The organism is Aeromonas sp. LsrichE-8G (assembly GCF_022869435.1).
Classification (GTDB): Bacteria; Pseudomonadota; Gammaproteobacteria; order Enterobacterales; family Aeromonadaceae; genus Aeromonas; species Aeromonas caviae.
Genome location: NZ_JALIHH010000020.1, coordinates 1 through 14073, shown reverse-complemented (window position 1 = coordinate 14073; position 14073 = coordinate 1). Strand labels below are relative to the sequence as shown.

Here is a 14073-nt window from a genome sequence, read left to right as displayed (position 1 = left end):
TCTGCTTATCGTTATTTAAAACTGTTTAATAACCTGGTCAGTTGCTTTTGTGATGCATCAAATCGCTGCTGCTTTTCGGCCAATAAGGCCATCTCTTTGTCGATATCGAGCCCTTCGACCTGCACCTCTTTTTCAAAGTAGCGACTGGGGCTGAGGTTGTACTCCTGAGTGCGCAGTTCGCTTAGATTGATCATTCGGCTATGTTCTGATGTCTCAGAGCCCTGCACCCAATCGGCAATCAGTTTGGCCTCATCTTGATTGAGGGTACGGCCTTGTCGGCTAGGGGAACCCAAGCCACTGGCGTCAACCAACCGAACCGGTGCACCTTGTGGGCGGGATTTCTTGAGAATGGCCAGCACTGAGGGGATACCGGTTCCCGAGATCAAACCGGCTGGAAGGCTAATCAAGGCCTCGAGATATTCACTTTCCAGCAGCGTTTGCCGGACCTGTGCATCGTAGCCTGGCCGGAATGTCCAGCCTTGTGGCATCAGTAGTAGTGCCGTTCCCTGGTCGGTCAGCTTTTGCATCGCCAATTGTAACCAGAGCCCATCGGCCGCCATGGCCGAGACCGCATCACCGGCAGGAACTTGCAGATAATCGACCCTTGCCAATTCGCGGCGTTGATCGGCTGCCAGTTTGATGCCTAATGGCGGCTCAAGGATTACTACATCCGCTGAGCTTTTACCTATGTCGGCCACCAGCAGTGCATCGGCACGATGGAACTCCATGCTCTGCGCTTCAAGGAGTAGCAAGCGGTATGAGATCAGCCAGGTGGTATGATTAATCTCCATCAAGATGGCATGTTGTGGTCGTAATGCCGAAGTCACTGCGGCCATTCCAGCTGCACCATCAAACAACGTCTTTTGTGAACAATCACCCAACAGGGCTTGATAGAGGCTAATCAAACTCGGATTGGAGCTTTCCATGCTTCTTGAGCGAGTAAAGCCGAGGCAATAGAGCTCCCGGATGGCACGAGCGAAGGCCGTAAAATCGGTAACCTGCTCCAGCCAGCTCATCAACTCAGCTAGCACCTTGTCATCGAACCGATGTGCTTCGGGACTACAAAATACGGCTTCAGGAAGCTGAAGCTGCGTTGCCAGCTTCTTTCCCAGCTCACGCATGGCTTCATATTGGTGTTTGCTGCCGGTGTTGACGATAGCGCTAAATCCATCAGGATCCTGCTTGGCCAATAGACCAAGAAACGAGAGCAGTTCGATGGCGTGCAATGGCTCCATTGCGCCACGGGCAGACTCAATAATCTGAGTCATTTTCAGCAGCATGTCTTGCATCAGGCATCTCCTTTCAGCAATTGCTCAATACAGGCATCTGCCGCTTTTTTCTGTTGTTCGGCCAGTGCGAGCGTATCCATATAGGCCAGGTTACGAGCATGGAACAGCTCGGCTAGGCGTTGCTGATCATGCAAAGATGGCAAGGGGATTTCGGTTTTTTTCAGACTCGAGGCACTGATGTTCTGGATGACTGCGCCAGTATTCATCCGTTCCAGCATGGCTATCCCCAATTGGCTGTTCAAAAAGGCAACTAGGGTTTCACCGAGCAGCAGTTCCTTCTTGGGTCGCAACAGCAGGAAGTTGGCAGAGGCCAGCACACCTAGTTGAGCGGTTGTTTCATCCACATAGGCCGCACGAATGGTACTGCCCCTTGCCAGCAGCACGACGTCACCTGTCTGGAGAGAAAAGCGCGCAATGCTTTTTTCATCCTTAACGCAGATGGGGGTCAACTGGTCGGCCTCGATCTGCCCTTGTTGATTGAGGCAACTTCCGGTTAGCAGAAAGTGTTGTGCGTCCGCAGCATCAGCTTTTTCATAGACACTATTGGTTGCACCAGTGACGATGCAATGACACAGATCTTCGATCGTATAGCTGGTCATTTTAATTTCGTTTCCTTTGTACGATTAAGCGATGAAGTTATCATTCCACGGGTGATGATATTCTGTCAATGATTTATTTCGTACGATTAAAACGATTTTAGGGGCGTTGTGTCATGCTTATGTCGCGGGCCATTGCCAGCTCATGGGTCACGTAGTAGTGCTGTTTCAGCCAAGCCAGATCGGCCTCCCAGTCTGCGATCGCTTGGCGCATGTTGGCCGACTGGCGCCTCTTGGCACTACGGATAAAGGCTGCGATTGTTTTGCCATCTTCTCTAACCGTTCGGGCTCTGCTGGGTTTCCCCATTCCGCCATATAGGCCTGATCTTCAACGAGCGGTAACTCTTGCTCAAAGACCCATTGCAATAATTTCAGGCGCTGGTTGCGATACAGGCGCTTTTCTCCGACCCAGTAGCCCACTGATTGAAAGATACCGACCTTGGGCCATTTGCTTTCGGGCAAACCGGCGTGGGAGGCTGAGATCACTGTGCTTGGCCAACTGAATAGTTTTTCTGGGCGTAGTGGTAATTCAGACTGGGGTTTTAAAGACAAGATGCGTCGGGTTGATGTCGGTCGGGGTCTAACGGCTGAGAATGCGCGAAGTGGACGAGTATGGAGCTTGCGATACATCAGATCCCGTTTGATATCGATGCGGTAGAACAGCTCCCAGTCAGGGTGCTTGCCTGAGTAATGGCGAAGTTCTGAACTGAGAGAAAAAAAAGCAGCGTCATCATACTCTTCCTCATCAACGTGGACATGACGTTGCCAAGTATGATGAATTTTTGCCACCACTTTTATTATCTGATTGAGTGAGCGAGCTGCATGTCTTGGACGCCATGTTGTAGTCGTGTACATGACTGGCGACCTATGACGATGTCGTCGTTTTTTCCCCATCGAATCGATCTCTTTGAACCACGTCAAAGGCATGATATCAGTTCTGGTTAATTCCTTAATTAATTGATATTTCGGTATTTTTACCAGCTATTCTGCGGTTTTTGTTGTGTTGTATTGAATCCGTTATAGCCACCCTCGCTCCGCCATGGATACACGGCCTAGTAGCTATGCTTTGATGGATTCAGGGGATCTTGTAAATCGCCAAACAGAAGTACCGCATGGATACCGCTAAAAGCATCCTGCAGGCGTAGGGCCTGCCGACTGACTCTTCTCGTTCGCTTGATGTTATGGGGTAGGGGCCATCAAGCTGCACTGCAACACTTCATTGTGCCTAGTGAATTGGGCACGGGATCAAATTTGTTAGGCACGAGATAAAGAATGGCCACCAATGAGCAACGATTTTGGGGCTGCGCCCGATAGGATAGGGGTCTGGCTTGGGTTTGATGAGATCAGGCGGTGCCTATGACATTGGGCACGGAAGTGCCTTTTCTAGGCACGAGGCAAAAAATAGTGTCGGATGACGCCTGATTTTTGAATCGAAAAAACTAATGCGACAAAAAGCAAAAATCCCGCTCGAAAGCGGGTTTTTTTTGAATTTGGTGCGTCCTAGTGGACTCGAACCACCGACCCCCACCATGTCAAGGTGGTGCTCTAACCAGCTGAGCTAAGGACGCAATTTGTTGTTTTTATTGATGAACTGTTTTCGAATGGTGCGTCCTAGTGGACTCGAACCACCGACCCCCACCATGTCAAGGTGATGCTCTAACCAGCTGAGCTAAGGACGCATCGTATTCGAAAATCTAATCATCAATCATGGTGCGTCCTAGTGGACTCGAACCACCGACCCCCACCATGTCAAGGTGGTGCTCTAACCAGCTGAGCTAAGGACGCATCACGAAAAGTGGTGGGTTTAATTGGATTCGAACCAACGACCCCTACCATGTCAAGGTAGTGCTCTAACCAACTGAGCTATAAACCCACTTCATAAACCGGGTTGAAAACCCGTTTTATCCCGCCAGCACTGCTGGCGTGGTCGGCATACTACCCATGGCCCCCAAGGCTGTCAACAAGGGACATGCACAAAGGAGACTGTTTGCCCAGTTCTTGTGCAGCCTGTTGATTTTACAGGCGAGCCGTCCCAAAAGTGCGGCTCCCCGTGCCCCTGGCCGCGCCCTATTGCGCCCGAGAGAGGGCGGTGCAGGCTGCGGGGCTGGCGAAGCGGCCGTAGATGACGCGCAGCCGAGCCCCCAGCATCAGGGCGGCGGAGGTGAGACCGACGATGAAGCCTATCCAGAAGCCCTGCGGGCCCATGCGCGGTACCACCCAGTCGGTCAGCCCCAGGATCATGCCGGTGGGCAGACCCAGCCCCCAATAGGCGACGATGGTGACGTAGAAGATGGCCTGGGTGTCCTTGTAACCGCGCAGAGCCGCCGCGGCCACCACCTGCACCGAGTCGGAGATCTGGTAGATGGCGGCGAAGAAGAGCAGGGTGGCGGCGAGGCCGATCACCTGCAGGTCGTCGGTGTAGATCCCCGCGATGGGGTCGCGCAGCAGCACGGTGAGGGCGGCGGTCGCGGCGGCGACGCCCATGCCCAGCATCAGGCCGGTGCGGGCGGCGACCCTGGCCTGATCCGGTTGACCTTCCCCTATGTTGTGACCGACCCGGATGGTCACGCCGACACCGATGGAGAGGGGCAGCATGAAGACCAGGCTGGAGAAGTTGAGCGCAATCTGGTGACTCGCCACCGTCTCCGCGCCGAAGGGGGCCAGCATCAGGGCCACCACGGTAAACAGGGTCACCTCGCAGAAGATGGCCATGGCGATGGGAAACCCCAAGCGGAACAGGCGCCAGATCCGGCTGCCGTTGGGGCGTGCCAGCTGGGCGAACAGGTTGATGCGCTTGAAGTGGGCAGAGCACTTCACATAGACGATCATCGCCAGCAGCATGGCCCAGAGCACGATGGCAGTGGCCACGCCGCAGCCGACGCCGCCGAGTTTCGGCATACCGAAGTGGCCGTGAATGAAGATGTAGTTGGCGGGGATGTTGACCGCGAGTCCCACGAAACCGATCACCATGGTCGGCATGGTGTGGGAGAGCCCCTCACTGAAGTTGCGCAGCACCTGGAACATCACGAAGGCGGGCAGGCCCCACAGGATGGCGTGCAGGTAGCCGGCAGTCTTGGCCGCCATGACGGGATCCACGTCCATGAATTGCAGTGCCAGGGGGCTGAAATAGAGTGCCACCATGGCGATGGGCGTGACGATGAGGGCGAGCCAGAAGCCCTGGTGCACGGCGGGGCGCACCTCGTCCTGCTTGCGAGCGCCGTTGAGCTGGGAAACGATGGGGGTGAGGGCCATGATGATGCCCTGCACCAGCAAGATGATCGGCAACCAGAAGCTGGACGCCACCGACACGGCGGCAAGATCCACGGCGCTCACCTGTCCCGCCATCACGGTATCGACGAAGTTCATGGCGATCTGGGCCACCTGGGCGACCAGAATGGGGCTGGCTAGACGAACGAGCTGCTTCGCCTCGGACCAATAACGTTGCACTGACACCTCCGAGTGGACCAGATAAAAGAGAAAGAGCGGGCAAGAGAGATGGGCTTTTGCCTCCTCGTCCTGAGGAGACAAGATGCGGGGGTGTCATTCTAGCCTGAAAAACCGCCAACGGGGAAGGTCGGCGGCAGATTTGTAGCCGGGATCAGGCGTCTTCGTGATCGCTGATCAGCAGGTTGGCCGCGGCATAGGCCGCCTGCTCGCGCAGATCCGCCGGTACCCGCTCGTCGGAGGCCACGGCGTTGAGCGCCCGTATGCTGGCGGCAATGGCCTGGGGCACATAACCCTGCTCACCGGAGCCAATCTGGTTGTAGGCGATGCGAATGGCTTCACAGCATTGATATACCTGCATTTTTGTTTCCTCGTTCAGTCTGGATTGATTGGGGTCACTATAGCGATCGCGCTTCTCCTTGTCAGCCGGCACCCTTGTCTTGCAAGGTGGCCGGGGGTAACCTGCCGACAATTTTCACAGCCTGGAGAGACTCATGTTCACCGGCATCGTACAAGGGACCGCCGAACTGGTGGCCATCGATTCACTGCCCAATTTTCGCACCCACGTGATCCGCATGCCGAGCCCGGCCTGGGGCGAGGGGCTGGCCCTGGGGGCCTCGGTGGCCCACAACGGCTGCTGCCTGACCGTCACCCGGGTGGAGGGGGATCTGGTCAGCTTCGATCTGATGCAGGAGACTCTGCGCCTCACCAACCTTGGGCAACTGGTGGTGGGTGACAAGGTCAACGTGGAGCGGGCCGCCCGCTTTGGGGACGAGATTGGCGGCCATGCCATGTCCGGCCATATCATGGGGACGGCCGAGGTGACCTCGGTCATCGACACCCCCAACAACCGCCAGGTGTGGTATCGCCTCGATCCTGCGCTTATGAAGTACGTGCTGACCAAGGGCTACATCGGCATCGACGGCATCAGCCTCACCGTGGGCGAGGTGCGCGCCAGCGAGTTCTGCGTCAACCTGATCCCCGAGACCCTGGCCCGGACCAACCTGGGTTGGGTCAAGGCCGGCTGGCGGACCAACATCGAGATAGACCCCCAGACCCAGGCCATCGTCGACACGGTGGAGCGGGTGCTGGCGGCGCGCCAGTAACCACCTGAGCGCTGCCCCCAGGGTTCGAAGAGGAGGGCGGCATCACGGGAAAGGCGCCCTCTTGTGGAAGAGGCGCCGCCCCAGAGCCTTGGAGACTTCTCTATGTTTGTCGTGACATTGACCTATGTGAAACCGCTGGCGGAGATCGATGCCCTGATCCCGGCCCACATTGCGTGGCTGGAGCGGCAATATGCCGCAGGCCATTTTCTGGCGTCCGGGCGTCGGGTACCCCGAGTCGGGGGCGTCATACTGGCGCAGGGCGTGAGCCGAGACGCCTTGGAGGCGATGCTGGCAGAGGATCCCTTCAAGCAGGCAGAGGCGGCCGATTATCAGGTGGTGGAGTTTGTTCCGACCATGACGTCGGCGAAGGCGGCGTGCTTGAGGGAGGCGTGATCCAGCCTGACGATGGCACCAGAACAAACGGGACCCACAGGGTCCCGTTTGTTTTTATCTGTGTCTGGACAAGGGAATTCAGAACAGCTGCTCGTCGTCGGCATCCACGAAGAGTTGCAGGCAGTCGCGGGCTTCATCCCGGTGCAGCCGCAGGTGGATGGGGTTGCAGCAGGCCATGCAATCTTCGTAGAACTCCTGATCCCCCTGGCTGGCATCCAGCTCGACCCGGGTGTGGTGGCCGCAGTGGGGGCAGACGATACGCTTGCTGGTGTACTCGATCATGGTGACCTCCTCGGGCCCGTGGGCCGTCTCTGTGCTCCTGCTGATTCTAGTCGCCACAAGGCGGCGCAACCGCGAGCAAGCGCACGTTTATGAGCGGGCTCAAGCGAGGCAGGAGGTCAGTCCGCCAGGGTGTTGCCTACTTGACCCAGCCGGCCAGCATCTCTGTGTTCAGCTCGGCAAGAGAGCGCAACTCGTGGTTGGCGATGGCCAGACGGGGATCGCCGACCAGCGCCGGGTCCGGCACGATCAGCGCCGTCATGGAGGCTGCCTTGGCCGCCAGCAGGCCGGTGAAGCTGTCCTCAATGGCGAGACAGTGCACAGGCTCGACGCCGAGCTTCTCGGCGGCGTGGATATAGACATCCGGGTGGGGTTTGCCAAAGCGCTCCACCTCGGCGGAGTGGACCGCCATGAAACGGTCCTGGATGCCGAGTTTGCCGAGCACCGCCTCGACCATGGCAAACGGTGAGGAGGTGGCGAGCCCGATCTTGAGCCCTTGGGCCTCGATGAGGTCGAGGGCTTCCAGCACCCCGGCCTTGGGCTGTCCCTCTTGCAGGATGAGCGCGATCACCTGATCCAGAATGCGCTGTACTACCTCTTCCTGGCTGGGGCTGCTCCAGGGGCGGATCCGGTACCAGTGGGCCACCAGCTGATCGATGCGCACCCCTATGGTGGAGTTGCAGTCCTCCTCGGTGTGGAAGTGGCCCAGTTCGGCGAAGACGGCCATCTGTGCCCGTTGCCAGAAGGGTTCCGAGTCGATCAGAACACCATCCATATCGAAGATCACGGCAGTTAACATCTTGTACTCCTGACATAGGTGAAGGGGGGATTATAAGCCTGGTGCTTCAATGGGAAAGGGGCAGTCACCTGCCCCTTGCGCCGGATCACGCAGATAAACGTTTGTTTTTGCGTGGTAAAGCGGATTGCCTAGAACAGTACTTCTACCCGGGCTGCCACCGTCTTGGCCTGCTCCACGGCTTCCTGGCAATCCTGTCCACGGGCGAGCGCCACCCCGAGGCGACGACGACCGGCGATCTCCGGCTTGCCAAAGAGACGCAACTGGGCACCCGGCACCAGGGCCAGTGCCTCGCCAATCCCCTGATAGCGGATATCCTGGCTGTGGCCTTCCCGCAGCACCACGGCAGAGGCGCTCGGACCGTACTGGGTGATGGTGCCGACGGGCAGCCCCAGGATGGCGCGCACGTGCAGGGCGAACTCGGAGAGATCCTGGGAGATCAGGGTCACCATGCCGGTGTCGTGGGGGCGGGGGGAGACTTCGCTGAACCACACCTCGTCACCCCTGATGAAGAGCTCGACCCCGAACAGACCGTAGCCGCCAAGGGCTTCGACCACCTTGGCCGCCACCTCCTTGGAGCGGGCCAGGGCCAGCTCGCTCATGGCCTGGGGCTGCCAGGATTCGCGGTAGTCGCCATCCTCCTGACGATGGCCGATAGGCTCGCAGAAGTGGATGCCATCGACGGCGCGCACCGTGAGCAGGGTGATCTCGTACTCGAAAGGAACGAAGCCTTCGACAATCACCTTGCCACGACCGGCACGGCCCCCCTCCTGGGCATAGGTCCAGCTTTCATCCAGCCTGGCGAGGTCGCGCAGCAGGCTCTGCCCCTTGCCGGAGGAGCTCATCACCGGTTTTACCACGCAGGGCAAGCCGATGGCCTCGACGGAGGCCACAAACTCCTCCTTGCTCTGGGCAAAGCGGTAGGCAGAGGTGGGCAGTCCCAGGGTTTCGGCGGCGAGGCGACGGATCCCCTCCCGGTTCATGGTGAGCTGGGTGGCGCGGGCATTGGGCACCACCTTGACCCCTTCCTGCTCGAGGGCGGCCAGGGTGTCGGTGGCGATGGCTTCAATCTCGGGGATGATGAGGTCGGGCTTGACCTCGGCCACCAGGGCGCGCAGGGCGGCACCATCCAGCATGTCCAGCACGCGGGCCTGGTGGGCCACCTGCATGGCGGGGGCGTTGGCATAGCGGTCGGCGGCGATCACCTCGATACCGAGCCGCTGCAGCTCGATGGCGACCTCCTTGCCGAGTTCGCCTGATCCCAGCAGCAGGGCGCGGGTCGCAGTGGGGCGGGTGGCGGTTCCAAACATCTGATCTCTCCTGAGGTCGGTGGTCAGCAGGGCTGATCCGGGTGAGCAAAAAAAGAGGCACGCATGGCGTACCTCAGGAAGTGGGTGGGTGGGCGCGCTGCTCCAGATGGGTGAGCAGGGTGATGGCGCCGATGATGATGGCCGCCCCCAGCCACAAGCGACCGGGGGGCGCCCAGCCAAATACCAGCCAGCCGGCCAGCACGTTCATGGGCAGCTTGGCAAAATCGAAAGGTTGCACGAAGGAGGCCTCCGCCACGCTGTAGGCGCGGGCGATGGACATCTGGGCCAGTGCCGACAGTACGCCCGAGGCGGCCACCAGCAGCCACTGGGTTTCGCTCGGCCACTGCCATTCAGGGATCGCCAGCATGGCGTTGAACGGGGTGCTGAAGACGAGCAGGTAGACGACGATGGTGTGGGACGACTCGCTGGCCGCCTGATAGCGCACCAGCAAGGAGTAGCCTGCCCAGAAGAGGGCGGCCGCCACCGGCAGCAGGGAGGCCAGGGTGAAGTCGTCGGTCCAGGGAGCCAGGATCAGCATGGCGCCCACAAACCCCGCCAGGGTCGCGAGAATGCGGGCCCGGCTCACCTGCTCTTTGAGAAAGAGGGCTGATCCCAGGGTGGCAAACAGGGGGGAGGTCATCAAGAGCGCGATCCCCTGCCAGATGGGGACGGGGACCGCCAGGGCCCAGAGCCAGAACTGGATGCCGGTCACCGCCAGGGCGACCCGCAGCAGGTGCAGGCGCAGCTGGTTCGTCATCAGGGACTGGCGCAGACCGTGGCGCACCAGCCAGGGCAGCAGGCAGACCAGGGCGATCAGATATTGGTGAAAGGCGACCTGGGTCGAGGGGAGGCCGAGCGTGAAGCTGACATACTGGCTCAGGCTGTTGACGGCGGCGAAGCAGAGGCCTGCCACCATCATCCAGACGGCGCCGGCAAAGGGGGAGTGCCTGCGGGAGGAGGTCATGAGATCCGGATCACGTACAAAAAGTGCGGCGGATCATAACGGCAATCGTTTGTCATGCCAAGGGTGCGGAGTTTGATGAGCCCCTCTCTGCCGAGGAAATGCACAGACATCAAATTTTTTGAATGACTTGAGCATCTATTTTCGCTATCAGGCTTTAATGCCAGTCTTTATAGTGACCTCCATCGACAGCCTGGCTGTTCAATTGACAATCAAATGGAGTTTCACCATGGCCAATATCCTCGTTCTGAAGTCCAGCATCCTGGGCCAGTATTCCCAATCCAACGCCCTGATCGACGGCTACCTGGCCGAGCGCCAGGGTGACACCATCCAGGTACGCGATCTGGCGACCCTGAACCTGCCGGTGCTGGACGGCGAGCTGGCCATGGGCCTGCGTGGTGGCGAGAACCTGAACGAGCGTCAGCAAGCGGTGCTGGCCCAGTCCGACGAGCTGGTCGCCGAGCTCAAGGCGAGCGATCTGGTGATCATCGCGGCCCCCATGTACAACTTCAACATCCCGACCCAGCTGAAGAACTGGATCGATCTGGTGGCCCGTGCCGGCGTGACCTTCCGTTACACCGAGACCGGTCCGGTCGGCCTGGTGGAGAACACCCGCGCCCTGGTGGTCAGCCCCCGTGGCGGCATGCACGTGGGCAATGCCACCGACCTGGTGACCCCCTACATGCGTACCGTGCTGGGCTTCATCGGCATCAACGAAGTGGACTTCATCTATGCCGAAGGCATGGGCATGGGGCCGGAGGCGCAAGCCAAGGGGATCGAGCAGGCCAAGGAGCAGCTGGAAACCCTGGCTTACTGATGCGACTCGGGGCCTTGGCCCCCAGTATCCTGAAACAACAACGCAGCCCTCGGGCTGCGTTGTTGTTTTTGCGCAGGCATCACGCTCTGGCGTCGTTATTCGCGCAGGAAGTGGCGGCAGCCGCTGCCGACCATCAGAAAGACCGCCACCAGGGAGGCCAGCAGCAGGGTGGTGAGCCACTGCTCGGCGCTGGTGGGGACCTGGGGGAGGAAGAGGCTGATCACCAGCAATGTGCAGAGGGTGATCAGGCTGGTTGGTCGAATGAGGCGCATCATGGGTCATCCTTGGCTGCGGGTGGTGAACAAGAGGCTAACCGCGGTCTGTGACAACAAGATGTATCCATACCTCTTGCGAACATCAACGGACCGGGTAGCCACCACCTTAGCAGCTTTTGCCGACGGAGCCAGCGGCATGGGTCGGGTTGTGATCCGGATCCCTATCTGAACTGCTTCTGATCTTCCTGATAGTGGAAATCGCCGCTGGCCAGCCTGGCGACCAGGGCCTCCTTGTCGAGATCCTGCGCCCGGCAAAGATCATCGAGATCCTCGTAGTGATCACGCAGCTGCATGTTGACCAGGCTCAGCAGCATGTTGACATCCATGGTGGCAAAGTTGTTTAGCTTCATGAGGGTTGCTCGTTGTCCAGCAGGTGAAGTTGTTCGATGGCATCGCTGACGCTCTGCAGGTGCAGGCGAATGCTCTGACGCGCCTCGGCCGGCAGATAGTCGGTGAGGGTGTGCTGCCAGCTTCCCGCCTCCGTCTTGAGCTGCTGGAACAGGGTGAGCCCCGCCGGGGTGAAGGAGACCAGGCTGATGCGCTTGTCCTGCACGCTGTTCTCGGTGAACAGGATGCCTTTCTCCACCAGACGATGGATCTCGCGGGAGATCCGTACCTTGTCCATGCCGCTCGCCTCCACCAGTTCCTTCTGGCTGATGGGGTAGTGGGGGCCGAGCACCATCATCAGGCGCCACTGGGGCACGGTGAGTTGGTACCGCTGCTGATAAAACTGTTCAAAGGTATCGCGCACCATCTCAGCGGCGTGAACCAGCTGATAAGGAGGGTAGTGCGCGAGCAGCTCAATGATCTTCGACATATGACATCCTGCTGTGGCGGCTGCATCGGGTGCAGTTTCTCTTGATACTTTGGCCTTGATGATACGTAACACAGGGGCATTTGTCTGACCAGTCACCAGAAAAATGTGCGTTTGCGCACGTGTTCTGTCATCGAATCGGCAATTGGGGTCTCAACTGGCCTGCTTGCCCGCACTCTTTCGCAGCCATATCAAGGCGTTGTGGGTCAGCCAGGCCTCGCGACTCTGCAAGGCGTAGAGCGCCGCCTCGTCACGGCTGCCTCCCTGCCAGCGGCGAGGCTCCTGCTTGGGCAAGCGGCGCTGGCCCAGCAAAGTGGCGGGCACATGGGGATTGACCTCCATTGCCGCCGCCAGATGAGGGCGCGCCGCCGCTTCCCCTTCGCAGACAAAGCTCATCAAGGCCTTGTTGTAAAGCAGCCAGCAGGAGGCTTCATCAAAGCGCACCAGCAGTTGTTGCAGGGCATCCCATTCCCCTTGCCAGGCATAGAGGGTGGAGAGGGGGTGGCGGCAAGCGGGCTCGTCGGCGCGACAGAGGGCGAGCAGGGCCAGGTACTCATCCCGTGCCTGCCCAAGCTGCCCAAGTCGCAGCAGGCAATCGGCTCGACCGGCCCTGGCCGCGATCAGAGGGCGTGCCTCGGGGACCTGCCAGCCATGGCCCGCGTGGGCTTGCCAGAATGCCTCATCGAACAGGAGGTTGGCATCGGCAATGATGCGCTCGAACCAGCCAAGGCGAGGGAGGGGATCGCGGCTCTCTGCCGCCAGCTCGAACCACTGCTGCCACTGGCGAGTCTGCTCGTTGTCCAGGGACGGGCTCTCTTCAGGCTCGGCCTCGTAGTGATCCTGGCCGAGCAGGAGGTTGAGGGCCGTCTTCATCTGCTGGCGTTGACGCTTGCAAAAATCGAGGAAGGGGGGCTCGCTGGCCGTAGCCTGGTGCAGCATCATGGCCATGGGCTTGTCGCGAAACAGGCAGAGCTCGGCCACCAGGCTGAAGCGATAGCGGGTCGCCGGATCGTTCAGGTCGGTCGGCGCCGGCCAGCAGGCTACCCCCTGACTGAAGCCATAGCTCCATTAGCCCAGAGGATGGCGCTTGTCAAACACCTGCTCCGGGTTGTCGGTAGAGAGGCGACACTGGCTCGGCAGGGCCAGCTGCGCGTCGTCGGCCTGGGCTTCCAGCTCGGCGATCAGGTGATGCAGCGCCTCGGCACTCTTCTCGTCCAGCGCCGCATCATGAGGCAGCAGGCCGGCCAGCGGATCTTGCCAGTCGGGGGCTACGGGCCCCGCCAGACGGGCGCACAGGAAGCCGTGCAGGGCGGGGTAACTCATCTCCTGCTGGCTGTGGGTCTGGATCCATCTTAAATGCGAAAGGGGACTCCCTCCGACGTAGGTGGGAGGGGAATTTCGCCGGGGCGTCAGCCCCGCTGGTTTTGAATGTATTGCTTGATCACCTCTAACGGCGCACCGCCGCAAGAGCCCACAAAGTAAGAGCATGACCAGAGTACGGGTTTGCTGTAAGCACCCCTCAAGTCCAGAAATTCATTACGCAGTCGCCTTGATGTGACCGCCTTTAACGAGTTCACCAGCACCGATAGCTGCACTGTTGGGCCGTACTCTATCAGCATGTGAACATGATCAGCCTCTCCGTCACACTCTTTCAGTTCCGCACCAAAATCTCTGCAAATCTCTACCGCACACTGACCGAATGAAGCGTGATGCAGCTCCCCCAATGTCGGCTTTCGATACTTGGTGATAAACACCAAATGTACGTGCAAAATGTAGGCTGCATGGCGTGATTTATTAATTTTAGTGAATTGCATTCTTTCACTCAATCGGGCACCATAGATATGGTGATAATGCTACACACTGAGCGCTAAATGCAAATTCTGAAAGCCTACAAATTCCGACTCGAACCGACCGAACAACAAGCGCAACGCCTGCGCCAGTTGGGCGGTTGTGCTCGTTATGTCTGGAATCACGGGCTGGCAGAAACCAAACG

16 protein-coding genes, 4 tRNA genes and 1 pseudogene are annotated in these 14073 nt (G+C 59.2%); 3 read left to right on the top strand and 18 right to left on the bottom strand.

All coding sequences use genetic code 11. The features are described from left to right. Positions 1-11: 11 nt before the first annotated feature. The 9 genes from MUW49_RS05395 to MUW49_RS05355 all read right to left on the bottom strand — a co-directional run bounded on the left by MUW49_RS05395 (position 12) and on the right by MUW49_RS05355 (position 5690). Complete coding sequence (locus MUW49_RS05395; protein ID WP_113978632.1) at positions 12-1289, bottom strand: N-6 DNA methylase; 1278 nt, start codon at positions 1287-1289, stop codon at positions 12-14. Beyond that, positions 1289-1888: a restriction endonuclease subunit S gene (locus MUW49_RS05390; RefSeq protein ID WP_052814506.1), complete on the bottom strand. Its 600-nt coding sequence runs from the start codon at positions 1886-1888 to the stop codon at positions 1289-1291. Before MUW49_RS05390 ends, MUW49_RS05395 begins: the two co-directional genes overlap by 1 nt. 165 nt (positions 1889-2053) lie before the next feature. Beyond that, on the bottom strand, positions 2054-2740 hold the full coding sequence (locus MUW49_RS05385) for a hypothetical protein (protein WP_133280083.1): 687 nt from the start codon (positions 2738-2740) through the stop codon (positions 2054-2056). A 636-nt stretch (positions 2741-3376) separates the two neighbouring features. Then, positions 3377-3453 (bottom strand) — tRNA-Val (locus MUW49_RS05380). A gap of 34 nt (positions 3454-3487) precedes the next feature. Continuing rightward, positions 3488-3564 (bottom strand) — tRNA-Val (locus MUW49_RS05375). A gap of 29 nt (positions 3565-3593) precedes the next feature. Beyond that, a tRNA-Val gene (locus MUW49_RS05370) sits at positions 3594-3670 on the bottom strand. Between the two features lie 11 nt (positions 3671-3681). Next, a tRNA-Val gene (locus tag MUW49_RS05365) sits at positions 3682-3758 on the bottom strand. A gap of 194 nt (positions 3759-3952) precedes the next feature. Beyond that, on the bottom strand, positions 3953-5332 hold the full coding sequence (locus MUW49_RS05360) for an MATE family efflux transporter (RefSeq protein ID WP_029314480.1): 1380 nt from the start codon (positions 5330-5332) through the stop codon (positions 3953-3955). Positions 5333-5483: 151 nt separating this feature from the next. After that, a complete protein-coding gene (locus MUW49_RS05355) occupies positions 5484-5690 on the bottom strand; it encodes a YaeP family protein (RefSeq protein ID WP_010674629.1) in 207 nt (68 codons plus the stop codon). Between the two features lie 133 nt (positions 5691-5823). Between MUW49_RS05355 and MUW49_RS05350 the strand changes: the two genes are divergently transcribed. Together MUW49_RS05350 and MUW49_RS05345 are read left to right on the top strand one after the other, a co-directional pair. After that, a complete protein-coding gene (locus tag MUW49_RS05350; RefSeq protein ID WP_039039091.1) occupies positions 5824-6435 on the top strand; it encodes a riboflavin synthase in 612 nt (203 codons plus the stop codon). A 102-nt stretch (positions 6436-6537) separates the two neighbouring features. Beyond that, the gene (locus MUW49_RS05345) at positions 6538-6828 is read left to right on the top strand and encodes a YciI family protein (RefSeq protein ID WP_029314482.1); all 291 of its coding nucleotides are present in this window, start codon (positions 6538-6540) and stop codon (positions 6826-6828) included. Between the two features lie 78 nt (positions 6829-6906). Here the strand turns inward: MUW49_RS05345 and MUW49_RS05340 are convergent, their stop codons facing one another. The 4 genes from MUW49_RS05340 to MUW49_RS05325 form a co-directional block, all read right to left on the bottom strand. Beyond that, positions 6907-7110, bottom strand: coding sequence for a CPXCG motif-containing cysteine-rich protein (locus MUW49_RS05340; protein WP_005336871.1), 204 nt, complete (start codon positions 7108-7110; stop codon positions 6907-6909). Positions 7111-7246: 136 nt separating this feature from the next. Beyond that, on the bottom strand, positions 7247-7906 hold the full coding sequence (gene hxpB / locus MUW49_RS05335) for a hexitol phosphatase HxpB (protein ID WP_043155976.1): 660 nt from the start codon (positions 7904-7906) through the stop codon (positions 7247-7249). Between the two features lie 128 nt (positions 7907-8034). Beyond that, positions 8035-9213, bottom strand: coding sequence for a formate-dependent phosphoribosylglycinamide formyltransferase (gene purT / locus MUW49_RS05330; RefSeq protein ID WP_052814503.1), 1179 nt, complete (start codon positions 9211-9213; stop codon positions 8035-8037). Positions 9214-9286: 73 nt separating this feature from the next. After that, positions 9287-10177: a DMT family transporter gene (locus MUW49_RS05325; protein ID WP_041211382.1), complete on the bottom strand. Its 891-nt coding sequence runs from the start codon at positions 10175-10177 to the stop codon at positions 9287-9289. Between the two features lie 226 nt (positions 10178-10403). Here MUW49_RS05325 and MUW49_RS05320 point away from each other — a divergent pair, with 226 nt between their 5' ends. Next, positions 10404-10991 (top strand): FMN-dependent NADH-azoreductase, encoded by a 588-nt coding sequence (locus tag MUW49_RS05320; protein WP_039039094.1) that lies wholly within the window; start codon positions 10404-10406, stop codon positions 10989-10991. A 95-nt stretch (positions 10992-11086) separates the two neighbouring features. Here MUW49_RS05320 and MUW49_RS05315 read toward each other — a convergent pair whose 3' ends face one another. From MUW49_RS05315 to tnpA, 5 genes and pseudogenes are all read right to left on the bottom strand, one after another. Then, entirely contained in the window at positions 11087-11266 is a 180-nt protein-coding gene (locus MUW49_RS05315) for a hypothetical protein (RefSeq protein ID WP_049636389.1), read from the bottom strand. Positions 11267-11427: 161 nt separating this feature from the next. Next, complete coding sequence (locus MUW49_RS05310; protein ID WP_043155974.1) at positions 11428-11616, bottom strand: DUF4250 domain-containing protein; 189 nt, start codon at positions 11614-11616, stop codon at positions 11428-11430. Beyond that, complete coding sequence (locus MUW49_RS05305) at positions 11613-12083, bottom strand: MarR family winged helix-turn-helix transcriptional regulator (RefSeq protein ID WP_010674639.1); 471 nt, start codon at positions 12081-12083, stop codon at positions 11613-11615. Before MUW49_RS05305 ends, MUW49_RS05310 begins: the two co-directional genes overlap by 4 nt. 150 nt (positions 12084-12233) lie before the next feature. Next, positions 12234-13403, bottom strand: a pseudogene (locus MUW49_RS05300) (UPF0149 family protein). 86 nt (positions 13404-13489) lie between these two features. Beyond that, positions 13490-13894 (bottom strand): IS200/IS605 family transposase, encoded by a 405-nt coding sequence (tnpA, locus tag MUW49_RS05290; protein WP_210557652.1) that lies wholly within the window; start codon positions 13892-13894, stop codon positions 13490-13492. Positions 13895-14073: the final 179 nt, after the last annotated feature.

Bases quoted from the DNA above. Each gene is read 5' to 3' on its own strand.
- MUW49_RS05395 (WP_113978632.1), bottom strand. From the start codon at position 1,289: ATGCAAGACATGCTGCTGAAAATGACTCAGATTATTGAGTCTGCCCGT.
- MUW49_RS05390 (WP_052814506.1), bottom strand. From the start codon at position 1,888: ATGACCAGCTATACGATCGAAGATCTGTGTCATTGCATCGTCACTGGT.
- MUW49_RS05385 (WP_133280083.1), bottom strand. From the start codon at position 2,740: ATGTACACGACTACAACATGGCGTCCAAGACATGCAGCTCGCTCACTC.
- MUW49_RS05355 (WP_010674629.1), bottom strand. From the start codon at position 5,690: ATGCAGGTATATCAATGCTGTGAAGCCATTCGCATCGCCTACAACCAG.
- MUW49_RS05350 (WP_039039091.1), top strand. From the start codon at position 5,824: ATGTTCACCGGCATCGTACAAGGGACCGCCGAACTGGTGGCCATCGAT.
- MUW49_RS05345 (WP_029314482.1), top strand. From the start codon at position 6,538: ATGTTTGTCGTGACATTGACCTATGTGAAACCGCTGGCGGAGATCGAT.
- MUW49_RS05340 (WP_005336871.1), bottom strand. From the start codon at position 7,110: ATGATCGAGTACACCAGCAAGCGTATCGTCTGCCCCCACTGCGGCCAC.
- hxpB (WP_043155976.1), bottom strand. From the start codon at position 7,906: ATGTTAACTGCCGTGATCTTCGATATGGATGGTGTTCTGATCGACTCG.
- purT (WP_052814503.1), bottom strand. From the start codon at position 9,213: ATGTTTGGAACCGCCACCCGCCCCACTGCGACCCGCGCCCTGCTGCTG.
- MUW49_RS05325 (WP_041211382.1), bottom strand. From the start codon at position 10,177: ATGACCTCCTCCCGCAGGCACTCCCCCTTTGCCGGCGCCGTCTGGATG.
- MUW49_RS05320 (WP_039039094.1), top strand. From the start codon at position 10,404: ATGGCCAATATCCTCGTTCTGAAGTCCAGCATCCTGGGCCAGTATTCC.
- MUW49_RS05315 (WP_049636389.1), bottom strand. From the start codon at position 11,266: ATGATGCGCCTCATTCGACCAACCAGCCTGATCACCCTCTGCACATTG.
- MUW49_RS05310 (WP_043155974.1), bottom strand. From the start codon at position 11,616: ATGAAGCTAAACAACTTTGCCACCATGGATGTCAACATGCTGCTGAGC.
- MUW49_RS05305 (WP_010674639.1), bottom strand. From the start codon at position 12,083: ATGTCGAAGATCATTGAGCTGCTCGCGCACTACCCTCCTTATCAGCTG.
- tnpA (WP_210557652.1), bottom strand. From the start codon at position 13,894: ATGCAATTCACTAAAATTAATAAATCACGCCATGCAGCCTACATTTTG.